The sequence below is a fragment of the Ktedonobacter sp. SOSP1-85 genome (genome assembly GCF_016587415.1).
In the GTDB taxonomy this organism is placed as follows: domain Bacteria; phylum Chloroflexota; class Ktedonobacteria; order Ktedonobacterales; family Ktedonobacteraceae; genus Ktedonobacter.
Genome location: NZ_BNJI01000001.1, coordinates 818,237 through 840,597, shown reverse-complemented (window position 1 = coordinate 840,597; position 22,361 = coordinate 818,237). Strand labels below are relative to the sequence as shown.

General features: G+C 55.1%; 16 protein-coding genes. 11 read left to right on the top strand and 5 right to left on the bottom strand.

Annotated features, from left to right (window positions below; translation table 11 throughout):
* Positions 1 to 140 precede the first annotated feature (140 nt).
* From KTE_RS03870 to KTE_RS03855, 4 genes are all read left to right on the top strand, one after another.
* On the top strand, positions 141 to 887 hold the full coding sequence (locus tag KTE_RS03870; protein ID WP_201378743.1) for a CBS domain-containing protein: 747 nt from the start codon (positions 141 to 143) through the stop codon (positions 885 to 887).
* A complete protein-coding gene (locus tag KTE_RS03865) occupies positions 877 to 2,904 on the top strand; it encodes an acetoin utilization protein AcuC (protein ID WP_201378734.1) in 2,028 nt (675 codons plus the stop codon). The genes KTE_RS03870 and KTE_RS03865 overlap by 11 nt, the downstream gene beginning before the upstream one ends.
* Before the next feature lie 489 nt (positions 2,905 to 3,393).
* Positions 3,394 to 4,029 carry an RNA polymerase sigma factor gene (locus KTE_RS03860; RefSeq protein ID WP_201378732.1) on the top strand — a complete coding sequence of 212 codons (636 nt, stop codon included), beginning with the start codon at positions 3,394 to 3,396 and terminating at the stop codon, positions 4,027 to 4,029.
* Positions 4,030 to 4,144: 115 nt separating this feature from the next.
* Positions 4,145 to 4,459 (top strand): hypothetical protein, encoded by a 315-nt coding sequence (locus KTE_RS03855; protein WP_201378730.1) that lies wholly within the window; start codon positions 4,145 to 4,147, stop codon positions 4,457 to 4,459.
* Positions 4,460 to 4,721: 262 nt separating this feature from the next.
* On the opposite strand, the gene KTE_RS03850 is transcribed toward KTE_RS03855, so the two are convergent.
* The 4 genes from KTE_RS03850 to KTE_RS03835 form a co-directional block, all read right to left on the bottom strand.
* On the bottom strand, positions 4,722 to 4,910 hold the full coding sequence (locus tag KTE_RS03850; RefSeq protein WP_007904785.1) for a hypothetical protein: 189 nt from the start codon (positions 4,908 to 4,910) through the stop codon (positions 4,722 to 4,724).
* A gap of 28 nt (positions 4,911 to 4,938) precedes the next feature.
* Positions 4,939 to 5,448, bottom strand: coding sequence for a response regulator transcription factor (locus tag KTE_RS03845; protein ID WP_201378729.1), 510 nt, complete (start codon positions 5,446 to 5,448; stop codon positions 4,939 to 4,941).
* A 196-nt stretch (positions 5,449 to 5,644) separates the two neighbouring features.
* Positions 5,645 to 6,430, bottom strand: coding sequence for a response regulator (locus KTE_RS03840; protein WP_201378728.1), 786 nt, complete (start codon positions 6,428 to 6,430; stop codon positions 5,645 to 5,647).
* Between the two features lie 298 nt (positions 6,431 to 6,728).
* Positions 6,729 to 9,440, bottom strand: a complete 2,712-nt coding sequence (locus tag KTE_RS03835; RefSeq protein WP_201378727.1) for a PAS domain-containing protein — start codon at positions 9,438 to 9,440, stop codon at positions 6,729 to 6,731.
* 765 nt (positions 9,441 to 10,205) lie between these two features.
* On the opposite strand from KTE_RS03835, the gene KTE_RS03830 reads away from it, so the two are divergent.
* The 3 genes from KTE_RS03830 (at position 10,206) to KTE_RS03820 (ending at position 14,904) form a co-directional block, all read left to right on the top strand.
* Positions 10,206 to 10,637, top strand: coding sequence for a hypothetical protein (locus KTE_RS03830; protein ID WP_201378726.1), 432 nt, complete (start codon positions 10,206 to 10,208; stop codon positions 10,635 to 10,637).
* 108 nt (positions 10,638 to 10,745) lie between these two features.
* Complete coding sequence (locus KTE_RS03825; protein WP_201378725.1) at positions 10,746 to 12,887, top strand: TOMM precursor leader peptide-binding protein; 2,142 nt, start codon at positions 10,746 to 10,748, stop codon at positions 12,885 to 12,887.
* Between the two features lie 4 nt (positions 12,888 to 12,891).
* On the top strand, positions 12,892 to 14,904 hold the full coding sequence (locus KTE_RS03820) for a TOMM precursor leader peptide-binding protein (RefSeq protein ID WP_201378717.1): 2,013 nt from the start codon (positions 12,892 to 12,894) through the stop codon (positions 14,902 to 14,904).
* A 95-nt stretch (positions 14,905 to 14,999) separates the two neighbouring features.
* Here the strand turns inward: KTE_RS03820 and KTE_RS03815 are convergent, their stop codons facing one another.
* Positions 15,000 to 16,535, bottom strand: a complete 1,536-nt coding sequence (locus KTE_RS03815) for a zinc ribbon domain-containing protein (protein WP_201378711.1) — start codon at positions 16,533 to 16,535, stop codon at positions 15,000 to 15,002.
* A gap of 394 nt (positions 16,536 to 16,929) precedes the next feature.
* Here KTE_RS03815 and KTE_RS03810 point away from each other — a divergent pair, with 394 nt between their 5' ends.
* The 4 genes from KTE_RS03810 (at position 16,930) to KTE_RS03795 (ending at position 22,144) form a co-directional block, all read left to right on the top strand.
* Complete coding sequence (locus tag KTE_RS03810; RefSeq protein WP_201378710.1) at positions 16,930 to 18,948, top strand: hydantoinase/oxoprolinase family protein; 2,019 nt, start codon at positions 16,930 to 16,932, stop codon at positions 18,946 to 18,948.
* On the top strand, positions 18,945 to 20,591 hold the full coding sequence (locus KTE_RS03805) for a hydantoinase B/oxoprolinase family protein (RefSeq protein ID WP_201378709.1): 1,647 nt from the start codon (positions 18,945 to 18,947) through the stop codon (positions 20,589 to 20,591). Before KTE_RS03810 ends, KTE_RS03805 begins: the two co-directional genes overlap by 4 nt.
* 64 nt (positions 20,592 to 20,655) lie before the next feature.
* A complete protein-coding gene (locus tag KTE_RS03800) occupies positions 20,656 to 21,450 on the top strand; it encodes a sugar phosphate isomerase/epimerase family protein (RefSeq protein ID WP_201378708.1) in 795 nt (264 codons plus the stop codon).
* 109 nt (positions 21,451 to 21,559) lie between these two features.
* Entirely contained in the window at positions 21,560 to 22,144 is a 585-nt protein-coding gene (locus KTE_RS03795; RefSeq protein ID WP_201378707.1) for a hypothetical protein, read from the top strand.
* The last annotated feature ends 217 nt before the right edge of the window (positions 22,145 to 22,361 follow it).

The following is a 22,361-nucleotide window of genomic DNA, read 5'->3' as shown; positions in this document are numbered from 1 at the left end:
TGGCTGGTTAATATGCTATGATACAAACTGTTTCCACCGGAGGTCGCTTTTCTCTATTTGGTTGCGTCTCTGTACTGTTGCCTCTCTCCGACTAAGGAGAGACTGCGTCGCCTCCGCTCTGGCGCGTAGGGAGGAAATAAATGATCGTTCGCGATATTATGTCTACCAATCTAACGACAGTCGCTCCAGATGCTACGCTTGCCCATGCTGTCAATTTGTTGCGCCAACATGGCTTCCACCATCTGCCCGTAGCGCGTGTACGTCATGTGGCCGACCCAGAGTCAAAGAGCAAGAAGAAGCATAAGACGCTGCTCTTGCTTGAAGGCATGCTGACCTCTCACGATATCGATATACAAGCGGCCCTCGCGCGCCAGGAAGCCTCCAGTAGCGCGCTGCAACGCTCCTGGCTTGAGCGCCGCGTCGTGGAGGTAATGCATCGCGCCTTGATTCGCGTGACGCCAACCACGAGCGTCCCCTCTGCTGCGCAGATCCTGGTCGAGCGAAACTTGAACTATCTGCCCGTGGTCTCCTATGAGCAGCTGGATGGTGAGAGTAAGGCGGTCCTGGTAGGCCTGGTAACGCGTAGCGATCTCCTGGTGGCTCTCTCGCGTGCCATGGGAGCCTTTGAGCCAGGAATGCAGTTGACTTTGACGCTGCCGCTGGGGGATATTACGCCCCTGGCGCGTTTCCTGGATATTGCCTCGCAGATGCATGTGCATATTCGCAGCGTGCTCGCGGCCCCCTCCGAAGGTGGAGTGCCCTCCCTTGCCGTTGTGCGCCTGGGTACAATTAATCCAGCTCCCCTGCTGATGCGTTTGCAGCAGGAGGGTATTCAATATGTATTTGGTGCTTCGCCAGCTGAAGGGGACACGATTCATGCCGAATGAGATCACGCCATCGACCAGCACGCAGGCAGACAACAACTCCACTCTGGCTCGCTTACTCTTCGATACAGAGGAGTTACGTTACAATTTTGGCCCTCAGCATCCCTTGCAGCCGGCACGCTTAAGTGCCTTGATGGATCTGCTGGAGTGCTCTGGTCTCTGGGATCCCAAGGACGAGCATACCTGTTTGCCCCTGCGCCAGGCTACTTATGAAGAATTGAGCCTGGTGCATGAGCCTGAGTATATCCAGGCCGTGCAACGCCTGAGCCAGCCGCTGGGGGACGAGAGCAACGCGAGCCAGCGTGAGGAGCGTCAGCGCCTGGAGCTGCGCTTCGGCTTTGGCGGCGATGACACACCCGCCTTGCCAGGGATGCACGAGGTTGCCGCGCGCATTGCTGGGGGAACGCTGGTTGCGCTATCGACGGTGATGGGCCTGCCAGAGGGAGAGCGCTTGCCGGAGCAGGAGCGCCCCCTGCGCGTCTTTCATCCCTCGGGGGGCCTGCATCACGCCTGGCAGGACCGGGCCTCAGGCTTTTGTGTCTATAATGACGTGGCGGTTGCCATTGCGCACGTCTTGCAGGCCAGCGAGGCCAAGGTGCTCTACATCGATTTTGATGCCCATCATGGCGATGGTGTACAGCGCGCCTTCTATGATGACCCTCGCGTGATGACGATTTCGCTGCATGAGACGGGGCGCTATCTCTTTCCAGGGACTGGAGATGTCCTGGAGACCGGGAGTGGCAGTGGGCGTGGCTTCGCGGTCAATGTGCCGCTGGAACCCTTCACCGAGGACGACTCCTATATTGAGATGATGGAATCGCTACTCTTGCCGCTGGTAGCCTCGTTCTCGCCTGATGTGATTGTGACGCAACATGGTTGTGATACCCATGCCTGGGACCCGCTGACACACCTGAGCCTGACGATGCGTGGCATTCGTGCCCAGACCAAGATGGCTCGCCGCCTGGCAGATGCATATAGCCAGGGGCGCTGGGTGGCCGTCGGTGGTGGTGGCTATGCGCTCTATCGCGTGGTTCCGCGTGCTTGGAGCATGGTTTGGGCCGAGATGACGGGGCAGGAGCTGCCAGAGATGTTGCCCGAGCCGTGGGTTGAGCGTTGGCGTCCTATCTGGCTCGCGATCAGGGAGGATGACGAGGCGGCGCAGTCGGTAATGGGGAAATCCTCCATGCCACACGACTTTCCGCTCACCTTTATGGACAGCGTGGAGCATTTTCCCGCCCAGCCACGCCGGATGTCGATCAGCAGCACCAATCGCCACACGGCGGCCCTGGTGCGTCACCTGGTGATTCCCCCCTCGGTGCGCCAGGCCTTCCCTGCTGGACGCCATCGCTCGCCCCTGGCGGGCCTCTTCGACCTCCTCCATCTCAAGCGAGATTCCACGACCTCGCCCTCGCGTAGTCGCTCGTTGGAGACCCTTAGGGGCCCTTTACTCTTGCGTGACTTCTGTCCGGTCTCGCTGGTGGAGCGTTTGCGGCCCGACCCCGGCTTGCGTACCTTTGCGCGTCTGCCCGAGCGTGAGCATCAATTACTGCTCGATATTGCGCGTAGTCCCGATTGCGCGCTAACCCTGGCTCATACTCCCCTTGGAGCCATTGTAGGTCAGGTGACCATTGCCCCCGCCGATGAATGGTGGGAGGGCATTGAGAATCTCTACGAGGTCGCGATTGAAGTCAGTTCTGATTGGCGCGGCGCGGGTATTGCGCGCAATATGCTGGCTTTTGCTCTGGAACTAGACGCCCTTGAAGATATGATTCTCTTCGCCATTGGCCTCTCCTGGCACTGGGATACGGAGAGCCTGGGCATTTCTGTCTATCGCTATCGCGAGCTGATCTCGCGCCTCTTCGGCTCGCAAGGCTTTATCGAGTATCCCACCACCGAACCCAATGTCAGCATGGAGCCAAGCAACGTCCTGCTGGCGCGCATCGGCAAGCGAGTGGACAAGCGCACCGCGAACCAGTTCCTGAGCCGTTTACTAAGCTCTCCCAACCTCGCACGCATTTAACTTTTTCAGAAAACACAGCACAAAGCTTAAGCCCAGCTAGCAATGCTTAAGAATTGCTTGGGCAGAGGCCTCTTCACACCGCTGAAGGGGCCTTTTTCTATCCTCCCTGCTTGCGAATAAACGTCTCTGTGTAACGGTGTAGCTAAATGTTCTAAGATGTGTTATTTGGCTGTCTTAGCACATCCGAAGTCTCGCAATAGTTAACGATTTGTATCTCTTTGGGATTGGCGCTTCGTACTATATGTAGTTATCTTGCAGTTCCAACCTCACCCCGCCCCTGGGAAAGCTTAGAGATCGCTTAAAGAACGATTAGAGGAAGATTAGGAATCGATTAAAATCTCTCTAAGCTTAAGCTTATGTGGTCTTAATGTTGTTAGTTTACGCTTAAAGTCGTTTATAGCAGAGTTTATAACCCCCCCAAATACTTGAATTCCCAACCTGAAGAGGCTACTCTATAGGGGACAAAGAGAAAGTGAGGTTGGAACAAGAATGCAAGTACGTGAACGCTCTAAATCCCAGGCGAAGAATGAAGCCGCTCAAATTACCGATGGTATGCTCGTCCAGCGCACAATGGCTGGCGATCAGACTGGTTTTGAAATGCTGGTCAGCCGCTATAACGTGGCGCTGTTTAACTTTATCTGCCATTGCCTTGGCGACTATGACCTGGCAAACGATATTCTTCAGCAAGTATTCTTGCAGCTATATATTTCCATGCCAAAGCTGCGCACTGGCGAGCCTTTGAAGGCATGGTTATTCCAGGTCGCGCGTAATCGCTGTCTCGATGAGCTGCGTCGCAAGCGTGCGATTCACTTCTCCGAGTTGGAGTCTTCCAGTGACGATGATGATCTTTCTCCGCTGGATATCATGCCCGACAATAGCCCACTGCCTGATGAGACTGCTGAACATAATGATTTGCAGCGCGCTTTGCGCCAGGCTATCGATAATCTCCCTCCCAAGTTTCGTTCGGTTGTCTTACTGCGTTATGCTGGTCAGTTGAGCTTCTCAGAGATTGGCCGTACCTTGAAAATGCCTGAGGCGACCGCGAAGACCTACTTCCAGCGTGCACGCCCATTGCTGCGCCAGGCACTTGCGCTCCAGTGGCAGACATTGAAGGCTACTATCTAAGCTCACAAAGGGATTTTTTAAAATTAGATAAGAATGCTTGGAAATCTGAAACTTCTTTCTTATGTTGTTCGTGATATGCTTAGAAGCAATACATACGAACAAAGAGGGAGCAGATATGGACAAGCAATCATTTGATAAAGATTTTTTCAATGCAGATATTGTAAATAATGTCGAGAACGCTGATGATTTCATGGCGGATGATGAGGTTGACAGGCTCTTTAGCCAGCTTGGGCAGATGGAGCCCCCAGTGGGGGTTATTGAGAATATTCTAAATACTGTCTCGCGTTTGCCTCTGCCTCAGTATCTCTCGGATGAGGACATCGAAGAGGCGATGAAGGCGCTACGCTCGTCAGAGCAGGAGCCTGAGGACTCGCTCCTGGCTTTGCTCAATGGCTTGGTGGCGCCTACTCCTCACCTGCAGCACTCATAGGTGCTGGCTAGAAGTAGGTGAGGTATGGGAAAAAGACCCGGACTCGTGCTGATTCGTTCGGGACCATGGATGCTGGCACATGCAGAAATTTCTTGCGGCATCCATGGTTTCTTTATTATGTTTTTGTGGTGTTTTTTTATCAATAACCAAAACAACCGGTTTCTAAGCCATTTCTAAGCTTTCTGCTCGAAGCTTGTCTATCTAGCTTTCTAGAAACCGGTTGTGTATCTGTTCCAGGCGAAAGCACTGGTATATTTCCTCATCAAGCGATCTGATCGCTCAACTTCCCAGTGACGACGAGCCAGCGAATAAACTCCAGACGACGCTTCGTAGCTGCGGCCTGTTGCTTCTCTTTCTCCGCGTGGAAGGCACGCAGTTTACTCAACTCTACTACTTCATTCTCAGCGAAACCACCCTTGCGCAGGATATCTCGATCTTCCTTGCGATCCATATGAACCTCCTTAGTGAGAATCAATGGCTTACGAATTGGGTGCGACCATCAGCATGCGCTGCACCTGTTTGAGGAGTGAAGGCATGGTGTACGGTTTTGCCAGGTGGTCGAGCGTCGCTCGGCTTTCTGCATGGTCTCGTAACTGTTTGCGTACCCCCACAATCGCGCTTGTCGTCAGCAAAACCGGGACGTTGGCGCGGTGTCGCAGGAAGTGTAACACCTGCCAGCCGTCTAAGCTGCCAGCCAGTTCGATGTCGAGTACGACCATATCAGGGAGACTGCCCTGCAAGAAAGCTATGGCATCCTCTCCATTGTGTACGGTGATAACAGTAAAGCCATGAGTTGCCAGGAAATTCGCTTCGAGGCTCGCAAGATCAAGATCGTCCTCAACCACTAAGAGATGCTTGAGAGGCTTTTGCATTGCCAGTACTTCTTTTGTCGGTTGGGCCAATACTTGTTGCAGTGCCTGTGCTCCTTTTGACAAGCTCACATGGTCGTCACGACCAGTTTGATCACTCGCCGCTTGTATGTTGTGCATATCACTTGCATCCCGCTGAGGTGATGATGTACCGCTAGGCGGTGCGTCGACTGGCGCGACGCGGAGGCGCGAGTTCTTCTGCCTCCGTTTTTATAGTGTACCCGAAAAGGAGTGAGAAAGACGTAAAGATCAGGCGCGTTCTGTGAAAATGGTGTGAAAAAATATTGAAATGTATGCGGTTGCGCCTGATCTTGGTTTACGGCTGTGAGGGGGTACCCTGGGCCTCTGTTTCCAGGTTGCTTTCGGCATCGGGCGCAGGCACATAGTAGCCTACCCCCAGTTCATTGTGCAGGAAGCGTGGATTGGCTGGATCTGGCTCCAACTTTCGGCGCAGGTGACGGATGAAGGTACGCAGGTAGGTGTTCTCTCCGCTATAGTCTGATCCCCACACGCGCTGTAGCAGTTCGCGGTGTGTGAGTACCTTACCGGGATGGCGTGTAAGCTCGCAGAGCAGGTCATACTCAGTTGGGGTGAGATGTACCTCCTGTCCATTGGCGATGACCTGTCTGCGGGCAAAGTTGACCTGGAGTCCATTCTGTCCACCATAGCTATACCCTGGACGCTGCTGCTCTGCTACGGCATTGTTGCGCAGTCGGTCCGTCTCCTCGCTCCGCCTGAGCGCGACGCGTATGCGCGCCAGTAGCTCGTTTAAGCTAAATGGCTTGGTGAGATAGTCGTCGGCGCCCATGTCCAGCGCCTTGATCTTGATTGGCTCCTCATCATGGGCCGAGAGGACGATCACGGGCGCCTTGCTCCATTCGCGCAATCGTCGCAGAAAGGTCAGACCATCCAGGGAAGGTAGCGACAGATCGAGCAACACGAGCTGGGGCTGGAAGATGGCGGCTACATCGATGGCTTGTGCTCCATCGCGTACGGCTTGCGTTTGAAAACCACGTGCCTTGAGCTGCGCAGTCAGAAAGGTACGCATCTGGGCATCATCTTCAATACAGAGTATACGCGTCTTTTTTTCGCTGGCTGCCATGTTGTGCTGTCCCTTCCCAGATCGGTATAACCTTGGTAGGGACCAGCTTTAGCGCGTCCGAATGCCATTTATGGCAGTGCGGCGCAAGCCGTTCTTTGTCTGGGAAACGCGTCCACCCTACGATGGCGAAACAGAAGCGTTTTTGGCTAGCGCCGAAGTGCGATGAATCGCCTTCGGACGCGCTAAAGCTGGTCCCTACCGAAAAAAACACCTATCGCTTGCATTGCAGATCGATTGAATTTATTAGGGTTCTTTCCACATTATTTTGTCAAACTCCATGAGCAGCGTCGGGTCACCTCTAATGTTTCCCTGCTGGCTGTGTCACGTAGAGCGGAAGCGTAAACGCGAAGCTGGCTCCCTGACCCGGGCTGGTGCGGAGTGTCAGCTTGCTGCCATGGGCCTCGATGATGCCCCGGCTGATGTAGAGCCCTAAGCCCGTGCCAGGACTCCAGCGCGCGGCGCCACGTTTGCGTGTTGGGGGAGGCTGCTCCTGGGAACGATTGCGCATTGCAGCGAAGGTGTTAAAGCGCTTGAAAATGGCTCTCTGTAGCTCCTCGCTCATACCCGGACCGTGATCGGTGACGCGTAGGGTGACCCCTGTCGCGCCTCGCTGCTTCCCACCCCTGACAATTTCCGCCTCTAGCTGAATTATATCGCCATCCGGGGCGTAATTAAAGGCATTACTCAACAGGTTTGTGAGTACACTCATAATCAGCTCATAATCGCCTTCTACTGCTGGTACCTCTGGGGGGACCGTGATCTGTAACTGGCGGCTGGAACCCAGGATCAGGGCCTCCAGGCGTTCTTGCAGGTCTTCAAAAAGCTCTGGGATGATGATTGGCTCCTGGTCAAGCCGCAACGCTCCTGCCTCCACCCGTGAGGCATCCAGAAAATGGTTGACCATACCTACCAGGCGCTCTACTTGCTCGTCTGAGGTTTGCAGATAGCCTGATTGTTCCTCCTGGGTGAGCTTGAGATCGGGTGTCAGGAGTGCGCTCAGATGGGCTCGAATGTTTGCTAGAGGCGTCTTCAATTCATGGGCCATGGTATTGAAGAGATCTTCGCGTGCACGCTCCAGGGCCTTGGTCCGGCTAATATCGTGCATTACAACAACGGCGCTGGTGATGGCCCCCTCTGGTGAGAGCATTGGCGCCGCATTGACGAGCATACACGTGATCGAGCCATCTTCACGCGTCATATTCAACTCGGCCTCGCTGGCCTGCCCTTTGTGTAGTGCCAGGTACATAGGCTGTTCTTCATACGGCACCACTTGCCCGGTTGAGTTATACATGGTGACGCTACGTAGCAAGGTGTCGTAGCAGAGGCCAATGGCGTTCTGAGCTGCCTGGTCTGGATCATCAAGAGGCTCCAGGGACAGGCCCATCTTTTGTAAGAGCTGGATGCCACGCTGATTGATGAGATTGATGTGCGTGTCCGGGGCATTGACGAGGAGCACGCCTGAGGGCATGCGGGTGAGCAGGAGTTGTAGGCGGGCATTGGTAAGCTCCTGGTGGGCCTTGGTTTGCTGAAGGGCTGTGTTGCGCTGGGCCAGTTCAGCGGTCCGTTTAATGACTTCGGCCTCGATGCGCTCCATGGCCGCAGCCTCTTCGCTGATGTCGTGGTAGACAATGATAAAGGCGAAGATATCGCCCGAGTCATCACGAATAGGCGTATAGGAGCAGCGCAGGGTGTAGCTCTCCCCACCAGGACTGATGAGCTTCATCTCATCGATGACGCGGTTGAGCGCGCGCTCCTCCAGGACGGCAATAAAGTCCAGGCTGGCCGTGACTTCGTGTGGCAGCAGTGGCACGCTGCGTGCCACCAGTTCCTGGATAGAGAGGCCCTGGATCTCCTCGCCCCAGCCAAAGAGCTGACAGGCCGCGGGATTGGCATCGGCCACGCGCCAGCGGGGGTCAAAGATGACGATACCATCGGGAATCGCGCGCATCATATTCTGCTGCTGGTGTGCCTGGCGGTTCGCGGTCCTGGCCCAGTTCTCGATACCACGGAAGAGGCGCGCGTTATGAATGGCCAGCCCGGCCTGTTGCGCGAAGCGCTCCAGGAGCTGGACCTCCTCAGCGGGGAAGCCCCGGGCTCGCTTATGGTAGACCTCAATGGTGCCCAGGATGCTGCGCATATCAGGTGTTGTAGCAGGCTGAGCCGGTGCGACGGTATCACCCTCGTAGGGAACATGAATGGGCACACACAGGGCGGAACCAGGGCGGCAAGGCGTGCCATGATCATCGATCAACGGCAGCTCCAGCTCGGGCTGGGTACTGGTATTGGGGATGATCAGGGCGTGACGGCTCGCGGTTACCTGGGCCAGCAGGGTGTGCTGACTCTCCTCGGGACTCCACTCATAGGACATGGGGTGGATGCCCTTGCGGGCGGCGATGCGTATAAAGCGTAAAGGCCGGGCTTGCGCTTCAGGCGTTTGGGCCTGGCTGCGCTCTTCCTCTGTCGTGGCCTGCTCGGTGAGCAGGATCGCGCAGCGCTTGGCGCCGATCATCTCGTTCAAGGCTTGCAGGATGCCATCGAGCACCTGGGGGAGGCCCGTGGGACCGGCGATGACCGCCGAGATACTATGAATCGCGTTCAAATGCAGGCGAGAGCGTACCTGCTCCGTCACATCCTCGAGCGTGATCAGGAGCATTGGCAGCGCCTCCTGCCCATCATAGGACACGTGCACATACTCTAAACCCACCTGCCAGTAGGTCCGTCCACGCGTCTCTAGCAAGCCCTCATAAGGGACCTCGGTGTAGCGCAGAGCGTGATGGGTATTGGCGACCTCTTGCAGACGTGGTAGGGCCGCCGCAAAGACTTCCGCGGGGAGAATCTCGCGTATATGTCGTCCACGCACCTCCTGATAGCTGCTCCATGGCTCGCTCATCAGCGTACGCAGGTAGGAATTGGCATAGCGAATATTCAGGGTATGGGCATCAAGCAGTGCGACCCCACTGGAGAGATGCTCCAGGATCGGCTCTAGTTGCATAGTTGGTACTAGTTCCATCGATTGGTGCTTCCCTGCTGCTTGTACTCCAGAGGCATACAATTGACTGTTGGTTTTCGGATCCACACGCACCCTACCTTCCCCATCCACAACATGCTTGCTAAGAAGTTATACGAGCGTTCTACGAAATGTATAGGAAACAACAGTACAAAAGATGTCGCTATTTTCCCTTTCGTTGCCACCTAAAAAATGGCATAAGCTAACCTGGAACTGTCGCATCTTCTATTGTACCATGAATACTCATGCCTTTGCATGGCATACTATGTACCTCTTGCTGCCAGCGAGCCATTCAGCTCCTCCTCTCCCAGCATCTGCTGCCTGACTGGATCGCCAGGGAGGCGCGTTACGACAACAATTTCGCGATTCGAGAGCTGATTTTGAAGTATTAGAACACGTTTGCTGGCGTAACCCCCCTTTGTGAATCTAAAAATAAATGCGAATCGATCGATTTGGTAGGTATAACCATACTTTTCTTGTAAGCGACTTATGGATGCCTAGTCGCGGAACTTAGCGCAGGGAACCTTTGAGCGAACTAACAGGTACTTACAAACTCCAAGTAGGAAGGAAAACAAACTATGAAACCAACTAATAACGATAGTTAGGCGCGAGAGAGAAAGCTTTCCGCAGGGAACCTTTGAGCGAACTAACGGGCACTTACAAGCTCCAAGCAGGAAGGAAAACAAACTATGAAACCGACTAATAACAACAGTCTGGCGAGTGAGAAAAAGCTTTCCGAACAGCTTGTGGATTTTGTAGATCTGACAGATGAAAATCTGGAAGAGGTTGAGGTTCCTGGAATTGGTCGTATTCAGGGAGGTTGGGGTGGAAGTTGTGGTGGTTGGGGTGGAAGTTGTGGAAGTTGTGGTGGTTGGGGTGGTGGTGGTGGAAGTTGGTGGGATAGGGGTGGAAGCTGGGGTGGTGGGGGTGGAAGCTGCTGGGGTGGAAGTTGCTGGGGTGGAAGTTGCCACGGCCACGACCATGACTGGGGTGGAAGTTGCGGAAGCTGTGGCAGCTGTGGCTGGAGTTGTGGCAGCTGTGGCAGCTGTGGCTGGAGTTGTGGCAGCTGTGGCAGCTGTGGCAGCTGTGGCTGGAGTTGTGGCAGCTGCGGAGGTTGGAGTTGCGGAAGCTGTGGAGGCTGGGGCTAAGCTTGCCTGCCCACAACAGGGAAAGTTAGCTGGCTCTGTATATATCAGGTAGCAGAGCATTGTTGAGATAACTTTCTCTCTAGAAATGGGATGCTTTTCAGTCCTTGTTCAGGATCTTAACGATCCTGAACAAGGACACCCACAAAGGGGAATGAAATCTATGCCAATGCGAAATATGCAGCCAACCTGGAAGGCAGATACTTACTGTGTCCCTCTGCCCGATGGCGTCTATTTACGTGGAAACAATAACCGCCTCATTCTGAAAGGAAAAAGCTTATATCTGCTCTTACAACAACTCATTCCCCATCTCGATAGCAAGGTGACGCTTGGAGAGATAACAGAAGGTCTGGATGCAGATAGAAAACGAATGGTGACGAATCTGATCGAGAAATTGTTCGCCCATCATTTTCTTACTGATAGCAGCCAGGATCAACCGCATACGCTTCCCCTGCTAGAGCAAGAAAGCTACGCCTCCAACATTGCTTTCATTGAGTCGTTTCAAACGTCAGCCGCCCACCGTTTTGAAGCGTTTCGTGATAAGCATTTTCTGCTTGTCGGTGATGGACTTGCCTGCGTTTCGCTCATCCAGGCAAGCCGCCAATGTGGCATAAAGAACATCAGCGTAATCACAACGTCAGAGGAAGAGCATTTCCGCCAGGAGATGCTAAATTTGTTTGTGCGTGATGCTTCGGCAGAAGATGTGCATGTGATCGATCCTTTCTCATGGGCTAACGAGACGGAGGTGCGCCATACTATCCAGGCTTATGATGCCATTCTTCACATTGCACAAAGCCCCATGCTAGCACGCGCGCAGCTCTTAAACAGGTTGTGCATTGAGGAGGGGAAAACGCTGCTCCAGGCCATCACGGTTGATGATCATGCCTGGATTGGCCCGCTGGTATGTCCAGAGACTGATGCCTGTTGGGAATGCGCATGGCGACGCCTGCAAGCTAATCTGGCTGATGCAGACCAGCCTGCACACTATGAATTTCGCGATCTGCCACCGCCCTCTAGTAGCCAACCTGCCGTCGCGCAGGGATCCAGCATACTTGCCAATCGACTGCTCTTTGACGTATTTCGGCATTTTACGCAAGCTGGCTCTCCAGAAACTGGCGGAAAGATAAGCGCACTTCACACCCAAACATTCCTGAGCGAGAGCCACACCTTTCTGCCGCACCCTCATTGTCAGGCCTGTCGACATACTACTGCCCAAACCGCATCGCAGTTCCTGGAGCAGATGCATAGCGTGCAGCATCAAGAGCCAGTTGACCCGGACCACTTCCTGGAAAAATTTGCTCATTGTGTTGATGCGCGCATGGGACTCTTTACAGCGGTTGAGAACAGTCACTTTGTGAGGCTGCCTCTCGCGGTGTATAAGGTCAATGTGTCCCATCCCCTATCCAGGGAAGATCACCCGGAAACCCTCAGCGTTATTGCTGCAAGCATTGATACAAGAGGCGCGAGAACGCGTGTAGCGCAAAAAGCCTGTGAGCGCTATGCGGCCAATTGTGTGGACCAACGACGATTGCTTTCTTTTGAAGCGGTACAACAAGCGGCTTTGCCTACCATAGCATCCGAGCAATTGCTTGCTCTAAAAGCGTCCTCTTCAGAAAGTGAGATGTGGACCTGGGCGCTGAATTTGCAGACGCAACAGGTCGCGCTTGTGCCAGCGATCTCTGTTTTCTCTTCTTCCTGCGAGCATGAGCGAGGGATTGGGTCCGGAATGACCTGGGAGGAAGCGATCTGCCAGGCACTGTTGGATTGGTGTTGCTACCTCACTGTTGCCCGATTGAAGACCGCACAGCAGCCATATCCCCAGATTGATCTTGAGAGGGCATGCTCAACTCCAGCAGGAGCCTACCTCTATCGCCAGCTCAAAGCAGCAGGTGAGCAGATCACCGCTTACGATATCACTGGCCCGTTAGGTGTTCCAACCTTTGCTGTGTGTGCCGGTGAGAAGGCCGTTGCATACAGCACACATTGCGATAGCGCTCTGGCCTTGAACAGGGGACTGGAACGGGCATTGCAGCAGTATCAGGCCACCTACTTTCAACAGCCTGCATACGCGCTAAGTCCTGTCCCCGATTTTGCGGTCAATCTGCGCGGTGACCAGGTGCTTGTGCCAGATTACGCATTGCCAGGTGCATGGCCAGCCAGGAATGAGTGGTTATTACAGCAATTGCAGAAGAATGGTTTACAAGCGTTTGTCGTGCCCTTGGATCATGATTCGACCCTGACCCAGATATTGCCATATATTGTGCGTGTGCTTTTAAGCGGAAAAGTGTCGCAGGAGGGGAGATAATCTCATGAGCGAGAAGCAGAACTACTCGATTGGGCTTATTGGGCAGGGACTCATCCACCAGCAGGTGAAACGTCATCTTGAGAACACATATCAAATCATGCCTTTGACGACAGAGAGTTCTTCCCAGCAATTGGCAGCGTGTAGCATCATTGTGTATTGCAGCAATACCTGGGCGCCTAGAATACTTCGGGCGCTCAATCGGCGTTGTCTGCAAGCTGATGTAGCGCTGCTTCCTGTGTACACGCAATTTGATGAAGGTGTGCTTGGACCCTGTGTTGTTCCCCGCAAGCAGGGATGCGTAAGCTGTGCCGAGCTACGTAAATTAGGGGCCGCGTCCTTTGAGGGTGATCGTGAGCTTCTGCACCAGTATCTCTCTCATGAGCGAGAACCAGTCGCCTCACAGCCCTGGCTCTCATCCTTCAGTCTGGAGGCATTGGCAGCGCTTGCCAGCAGGGAGGTTGCCATGTATTTGCAGCGATCAGGCCAGCTCCAGACGGAGAGTGCTCTGTTCACTCTCTCTCTGGCAACGCTAGAGTGCTGCAGTCACGCGTTCCTTCCATTTCCTGCCTGCCCTGACTGTGGACAGCTTCCCAGAGATGAAGCTGATCAGGCAGTCATTGAACTTCAATCGCGGCCTAAAGCGGATGTGTTTTCCTACCGTATCAGTCAGCCAGTAGCCACCCCCGAGCAGATCCTCTCAACGTACGTTGAACCGCAGACGGGGCTGATCTCTACGCTTGTCGTAGAGAATGCAAATCTTTTGCCGACAGCCTCATCGCATCTCTTCTCGGCTGGGGAGACAATGACTGGTACTGGCTGTACGCTGCGTCCCGAACAAAGTAAGGTGGTCTCTGTGCTGGAGGCCATTGAGCGTTATGCTGGCTCGCGTCCCAGAGGGAAACGCACCACAGTGCAAGCGAGCTATAACCAGCTCGTCCGAGACGGGCAACCGGTGCTTGATCCCACTATCCTGGGACTGCATACTTCGGAACAATACGAGCAGCACAGGCAGAGTCACGCCTGTCGTCAATTGATCCCATATCATCATGATCTGTTATGCCGCTGGGTGTGGGGGTATTCCTTCCAGAGGCAAGCTCCACTCCTCATCCCAGAACACTGCGCCTATTATAGTGTTCCCGCAAGCAAAGACAATCCAGTTTTTGCCTTCGAAATATCCAATGGTTGTGCGCTTGGGAATTGCCAGGAAGAGGCGATCTTCCATGGCATGCTCGAAGTAGCTGAGCGCGATGCTTTCTTACTCACGTGGTATGCTCGGCTCCAGGTGCCGCGCCTGGATCTGCGCTCGCTTGATGATCCTACGATTCGTTTGCTTATTGAACACCTTGAGTATCATTCAGGGTATACAATCCGCGCTTTTAATATCACCCTGGATCACGCGGTTCCCTGCGTCTGCTTGTTATGCGTTGATGAACAAAATCGATACGAGATGCCAAAGGCCTTTGTCGCGGCTGGTTCACACCCTCATCCTGAGCAAGCCGTGTTGAAAGCACTGCGCGAGTTTGCCATGTTCCTGGCTTTTCCGCGCCGGTTGAATCAACATAACAGAGCCGAGGCCCTGAAGCTGCTCGCGGATTCGAACCTGGTGCGTAACATGGATCAGCACCCACTGGTATACTACCTCCCGGAGGCCTTTGAGCGGCTAGACTTTCTCTATCACACGCCACGCCGGCAAACTTTCCAGGAGGGATTTCGTGATTTTTATGCGCAACCGTCAGAGTGTCTGGATTTGCGCGAAGACCTGGAAGCACTCACTAGCTACTATCTCAAGCGTGGTATTGATATTATGGTCGTCGACCAGACCGCGCCAGAACACAGTGCTTGTGGCCTACACTGTGTGAAAGTGCTCATGCCTGGGATGCTTCCCATGACCTTTGGGCAGTCTAATCGCCGCGTTACCGGGTTCGAGCGCTTGCAGCAAATCCCATATACGTTGGGCTATCAGAGTCAACCTCTAACAGAGGCCGAGATAAATCCATATCCGCACCCATTTTTCTAGCGCCTGTTCTACCATGTGACACTCCGCATGGGCTAAAGCCCAGCAGCTTCTGACACGGCTCCGTACGCGCCTCCGTGAGACCAGTCCCGTAGGGACTACTCAAAATGGAGGCGTAGTGTGGTAGCCATATCTGAGGGGCGCGCACCCATCCGGCGCAATCCCCCCTGGGCGGTGCCAGGCCCGTTGGCGTGATCCCCTTGCCTTGCTTGAGCAATAGATGGTTGCCCTTCGCCTTCGGCATCCTGGGAGATCCCAACACCTGGGTCTTTCGACCCCCTCGTCGCACGTCGCGAACGAGCATGAGGCTTTTCCTTCAACGGTTCTTGGTCGCGCTCTCTCAAGCGCTGCTCGATTCTCAGACTGGCATTGCGGTCGGCATGGGTGCGCATCTGGCATTGTGGGCACAGGCAAAGCGCCGCGCCGGGCGTGTATCCCTCAACCGGCTCGCCCTCATTGTAGCGAATGACGAGCGCATGACAGCGATGGCATTCCCGGCTCGTATTGCGCGGATTGACGCGGCACGTGATGAGACCACTTGCATTCCACGCCTTGTACTTTGCGTACGTGAAGATGCGCCCTTTCATCCAGTATGCGCGTTTCAGGTTGCTGCGGCGCGAATACGTGCCTTTTTCCGGGCGCAGGTTGCCCAGATGCTCGAAGACCAGGATGCTTGCTTGCTGCTCGATGGCGAACTGGACAATGCGGGCGCTCACCTGGTGCGCGATGTGCTCATCGACGTGCCTGATCTTGCGCCACAGATCAGCATTGTCCTGTTCCCCTTCGGCAATGATGCCAGTCTGAGATCGGTTGTGTGCAATGCGTCCGAGCAGTCGCTTCCTAAAGCCCGATACCGCTGTGCCATTTCCAATGAAGGAAGTAGCCAGGATGGTGCCTTCGACGGTCTGGACGGTACACACGGCTACATGCTGGTCGAGGTTCACATCGACCGCGCAGAGACGTGTCTCTTTGGATGCTATCTGTTCAACAACCTTGGCGGGGGCCTCCAACGTTTTCTCGATAGGAGTATGCAACCACCAGCGGTTGCCCTTGCGAACCAGTTGCGGGCTCCCGAGTGCGTACCCCTCGGGAATATCGCGAGGAAGCGCACCAACTTTGAGCCAGGACCAGCACGAGCCAGTCCACACTCTGAGCATGATGGAGTGCGTAGAGCGTTCTTTCCACAAGCCGGCGTAGAAGGAGGCCGATTTGTTCCAGGTGCGCGGCGGGACCGGTGGCCGCTCCCTGAACGGCTGCTGCTTCTTGCCCTTTTTGCATGGTTTGGCCTCGTGCTTCTCTTTGCGTGCTCGCCACGTTTTGAGCGAGGAGAAAAAGGCGCGAGCAGAGCCAAGGGCCGCATTGATGGCGGCGCGGCGGAACATCGCGGGAATATCCGGGGCGATGTCGGAGAGAGGCAGAATGGGATGGGGGCTCTTCTCCGTCGCATGGGTGAGTTTCTCCAGGGCGGTGAGGGCCTCCTTGTTCTTGAGAGAGAGGATGCCCTCATGGGCCTGGATGACCTCAAAGTAGAAGGCCACGACACGATTGTAGAGCGCCTGATGCTCCGCGAAGGAGTGGGCTGACTGTGGCGGATACTGCAACGCGTGTCTGATTGTTTTCGTGGCTTTTGCCATGTTTCGTACTTTTCTCTCAAGAAAATACATCGTGTCTCTTGTAGAGTATACTCCAACGTCTTGGAGTTGTCAAACATACGTTCTATATTGTGCGATGCAAGGGCGAAAGCCGGGACACGCCTCACTGCCGCCGTTGAAACGGCACAGCTTGCGGCGGGCTAAAGCCCGTTATGTCAAAGCGAAGAGGGCTGAATAAGTATCGGCCCTCTTCGCTTTGTGTTTTGGGTTAATGATATTCCTTCTTAAAGAGACAATGTATGCAGTTGCTTGGCATACAGGTAACGGCTATTGCTGTTTGGTGGAGAACGTTGGCCCTTCGCCTGACGTGCTCCTATGTTATATGCTATGGGTAAGATTTGCGGTGCTCTAACCACCTGCTAAGGAGTTTGCATACATGACACACTTGCTGGTCGGAGTTGATACTGGGGGGACATTTACCGACATTGTGCTGTTGCGTGATGGCGGCTTCAAAGTTCATAAAGTGCTTTCGACGCCTGAGGATCCCTCGCGAGCCATTCTTCAGGGATTGCGCGAACTGGGTATTCTAGAGGATATCGAGGCCCTGGTGCATGGGTCGACTGTGGCGACAAATGCCGTTCTAGAGCAGAAAGGTGTCCCCACGGGCTTGATCACGACGGCAGGCTTTCGCGATATCCTGGAGATCGGCAGGCAGACGCGCCCCAGGCTGTATAGTCTGCGCCCGCAAAAGGTCCCTCCCCTGGTGTCTCGTGAACGACGCGTAGAAGTCAAAGAACGCTTAAATGAGCGAGGGGAGGTGCTTATCGCGCTGGATGAAGCCTCGTTGGAGCGCGCACTGGACGCCTTACAATCTGCTGGCGTGGAGGCTGTGGCGATCTCTCTCCTCTTTAGCTTCGCCAATCCTGAGCATGAGCGGCGTGTGGCGGCGCGGGCGCGTGAGGCAGGATTCTATGTGTCAGCCTCCTCAAGCGTTCTGCCCGAGTTTCGCGAATATGAGCGCACGAGTACCACCGTTTTGAACGCCTACATCGGCCCCTTGATCGCACGCTACCTGGAGCGCCTGGAGCAGGAACTGCCCTCGCGTACCACATTGCGCATTATGCAATCTAATGGTGGCTCGATTTCAAGCGCTATGGCGCGGAGCGAAGCAGCCAGAACTCTGCTTTCGGGACCCGCTGCCGGTGTCGTTGGGGCCGCCTTTGTGGCGCAGGCCTCGGGATTCACGCAGACTATTTCCTTCGATATTGGCGGGACCTCGACCGACGTGGCCCTGATCAATGGGACCGCGACCGAGACGACCAATGGCATGATTGGAGGCTATCCGACCCGCCTGCCGATGATCGATATTCACACTGTGGGTGCGGGCGGCGGCAGCATTGGTTGGTTTGATACGGGTGGGGCGTTGCGTGTAGGTCCAATCTCAGCGGGGGCGAATCCCGGACCTGCCGCCTATGGGCGCGGAGGGAGTGCCGCCACGGTCACTGATGCTCATGTCGTGCTTGGGCGCTTGATACCCGAGGCCTTTCTCGGAGGAACAATGAAACTGGATGCACAGGCTGCTCAGCAGGCAATGCAGGCCATTGCGGAGCGGCTGGGGGGATCAGTTGAAGAGGCCGCTCTGGGTATCATCCGTGTTGTGAATGCCAATATGGAGGCGGCCATACGCGTTATTTCAGTGGAGCGTGGGTGTGATCCACGCGATTTTGTCCTGGTGGCCTTTGGTGGCGCGGGACCGCTCCATGCCTGTGAACTGGCGAGTGCCCTGCGTATTCCACGCGTGCTGATTCCTACTGTCCCCGGCGTGCTCTCGGCGCTTGGAACCCTGGTCGCGGATACATTAAAGGACTATGTACGCACAATCATGCTTCCCGCTGAAGAGGCTCAGGAGGTTGCGACCACAGTCCTGGGTGAGTTGGAACAACAGGGACGCGAGGATTTAGCGCATGAGGGTATCGCCCCTGAAGATATACGAATCGAGCGCTACCTGGACCTGCGTTATGTTGGGCAGGCTTATGAACTGCTCATCCCCTATGGGTATGATGTGGCGCAGGCAGTGCTGGACTTCCATCGCATGCACGAGCAGCGCTTTGGGTATAGCGATAGTCATGAGCGAGTGCAGGTTGTAAACGTACGCCTCAAGGCGCGTGGGGTAGGTGATAAGCCTGCCTATGAGTGCAGAGAGGCTGAGGAACAGGTGGATGTGCGTCCGTTTGCCCGGCGCAAGGCTCTTTTCACAGGTGCGATGGGCGAGGCGCTCGCGTACGAGGTGCCGGTATACGAGCGCGCTTCACTGCCGGTGGGAGGCGTGTTGCAAGGCCCGGCGATTATTGTGCAATATGATACAACTACCGTGCTACCGCCTAACTGGCGCGGCTCTGTTGATGCCGTCAACAACCTGGTGCTTGAGCACATAGAGGAGGGTGAATCCGCATGATTGAGTCACGCAAGGTAACACCCATCAGCCTGGAGATCTTTCGCAGCGCTCTGACCGCCATCGCGGAGGAGATGGGAACCGTCTTGATGCTTAGCAGTTATTCACCCAATATTAAGGAGCGTCGCGACTTCTCCTGCGCGCTTTTCGATGTGCAGGGGCGTTTGATCGCCCAAGCGGCTCACATCCCCGTGCATCTTGGCGCCATGCCCGACTCGGTTGCGACCGCGCTCACGACCTTCGACCATTTCGCCCCAGGCGACATTATTGCGCTCAACGATCCCTTCCTGGGTGGTTCCCACCTGCCCGATATTACCCTGATCACACCCATTTATGCCGAAATTCAGAACGCGCCATGTTTAATTGGCTTCGCTGCCAACCGGGCGCATCACTCAGACGTAGGCGGTATCTCCGCAGGCTCCATGCCACTTGCTAGCGAGATCTACCAGGAGGGGATCATTATTCCCCCAGTCAAGTTGTGGGATGCAGGACAGCCCAATCAGCCTCTGCTCTCGTTGCTCTTGCGCAATGTGCGTACGCCTGCTGAGCGCAGGGGCGACCTGGCGGCTCAGGTGGCGGCCAATCGCACCGCCGTCCGCCGCATGGAGGAAATGGTCGCGCGTTGGAGTCTGCCCACGCTGCAAGCGCATATCGAGGAGCTAATCGCCTATGCCCAGCGCATCACCTGTGCGACCATCGCGAATATGCCCGATGGCACCTATTGCTTCGAGGATTATCTCGATGATGACGGCATCGGCGAGGAGCCAGTGAGAATCGCGGTGAGCGTGACCGTTAGCGGCGAAGCTATGACGGTCGATTTCTCAGAGAGTAGCTCGCAGGTGCGCGGGAATATCAATACCGTGGCGGCGGTGGCGAAGTCGGCGGCCTACTATACCGTGCGCTGCCTGATGCCCGATGATACCCCCATGAATCACGGGACATTTGCCCCAGTGACGGTCATCGCGCCCGCTGGAACGGTGGTCAATGCGCGTCCTCCGGCAGGGGTAGCCCAGGGAAACGTTGAGACCTCGCAGCGTATTACCGATACCATCTTTGGTGCGCTGGCCCAGGCGCTACCGGAGGTTATTCCTGCCGCCGGGCAGGGCACAATGAACAATATTACCGCCGGAGGGATTGATCCACGAACAGGTCAGCCCTTTGCCTACTATGAGACCATGGGCGGAGGTATGGGGGCACATCCTGAGCAGGATGGTCTCTCGGGCGCGCATGTGCATATGAGCAACACGCTCAATACACCGGTCGAGGCCTTTGAATACGCCTATCCCATGCGTATCAGCCGCTATGAGCTGCGCGCATGCTCGGGTGGCCAGGGTAAGCATCATGGTGGTGACGGCCTTGTGCGTGAGATCACCTTTGAGGTACCCACCGATGTCACGCTACTCACTGAGCGGCGGCGCTTCGCCCCCTATGGCCTGCAAGGTGGAGAGCCAGGTCAGCGTGGCGAGAATCGCCTTGTTCACGAGGGGCAAGAGAAGCTTTTGCCGGGGAAGGTCCATTTCCGTGCGTCCCCAGGGGATCGTCTGGCCATTGCCTCACCAGGTGGTGGAGGTTGGGGAAAAGCTAGCCCAGGAGGAGAGGAAGATTCCCTGGGTGCTATCGTGATCGAAGTTTCTACAGAGGAATAACGTATAATAGGGCAAGACTGGTATATAAGAGCGTATAGTAGGCAGGAAGCGAGGAGACTTCACAATGAGGTTTGGTATCTGTGCATCCATGCGCGAGGTTGCCGCACTCAAAACGATTCCCTTTGATTATCTTGAGGAGAGTGTGCAGCGTTTTCTAGTGCCAGAGGCGCCCAGAGATGTTTTTCTGGAGCGGTTGCAGTTTGCGCGCACCTTGCCTGTTCCTGTTGAGACAGCCAATGTTTTCCTGCCCGGGGACCTGGCGTTGATCGCTACCCCCGCGCGACCTGTAGATCGCTCACGCATTGAGCGCTATGTGCAAACAGCCCTCCAACGAGCGGCGGAGGCCGGTATTCGTTTGATTGTCTTTGGCAGTGGCGTGGCGCGTGCCTGTCCAGAAGGTTATGCGCATAATGAGGCTCTGTCACAACTCGGAGAGTACCTGGAGCACTGGAATGTCTGGGCCAGCAGGTATGGTGTCGAGCTTGTGCTGGAGCCTCTGCGCTATGAGGAGAGCAATATCTTCAATACAGTCAGTGAAACGGGGGCTTTTGTCGCAAGTCTGAACGCATCGCATGTACGCTTGCTGGCAGATACGTATCATATGGCCTGTAATGGTGAGGCTCCTGAGACCCTTATCCCCGTTGCTCGGAATCTCGCACATGTGCATGTGGCAGAACATGCGGGGCGCTCGGCCCCGGGGCGCCATGGCGAGGACCTGCGTCCCTATTTTCGGGCGCTTCACCAGGTTGGCTATGATCATCGTATCTCGATAGAGTGCAACTGGGATGATTTCGCGGTGCAGGTTGCTCCAGCCTTTGAGGCATTGCGTGAGCAATGGGAGGGTAGTGTACACCGCTAGCGCAGCTTGATGCCCGAGACATCATGTGCTGCGTTAGTAGCACATGACGTTTCGGGCCCTGGAACTTTTCTGGCTCTGCTTCGTTGTATCTGCGAAGGAGGTGCTACTTATGCGTCGTACATTTGTTTTCTTCTCTTTGTGTTTGCTTTGCGTGTTGCCATTAGGTATGGCTGCTTGCGGGAGTGGCGCTCAGCCAGGTTTTGGTTCAAGCGCCACTCCAGGGGAGACTCCAACTCCCAGCGAAAAAACTGCTACCCCTGGTGCCCCAACGCCGGTGCCTTCGCAGAAGACGCCTGGCACGTCCACCTCTGTGGAGGTCGTTGTCAGTAAGACATCCTATGCGAGACAGGAGGCGATAACGGTAACGATCTCTAATCGTTCTGCGCAAAGCATCTTTGCCGCGATTAATCCCTCCAGTTGCACGATTATCCAACTTGAGCGCCAGACCAGTGCGGGCTGGCAGGTTCAACGTCTCTGTGGTTCTTTCTCCGCAACAAGTATGGTCGCGATCACAGCCCAGTCGAGCAAGATCATCATGCTTAAACCCAGATTGCCAGGCATGCAGCCCGCAACAACGCCGGGTATGTGGACTGTGGGAACATATCGTGTCGTTCTGGCCTATCATCCAGCTCCAGATCCAGATACGATTGGTGGCGGAACGCAGGTTTATTCACAGAACTTTGCAATCGCTTGAAAACATGTTCTTGCATATATATTGACATTGTTCAAACTTAACGGTATGCTTATAAACGTGTAAGCAACAAAAGCATTTGTGCCATCTTTGCTGTTATTGATGTGCTTGCATGACATTTCCCTGTTCCCTTCACGCTGCATAAGATGCAGTTCATCACACGCACGGCTCTGGGGGAGAGCCTGGTTCCCTTGTACTATACGCACAACTTAACAAAAGC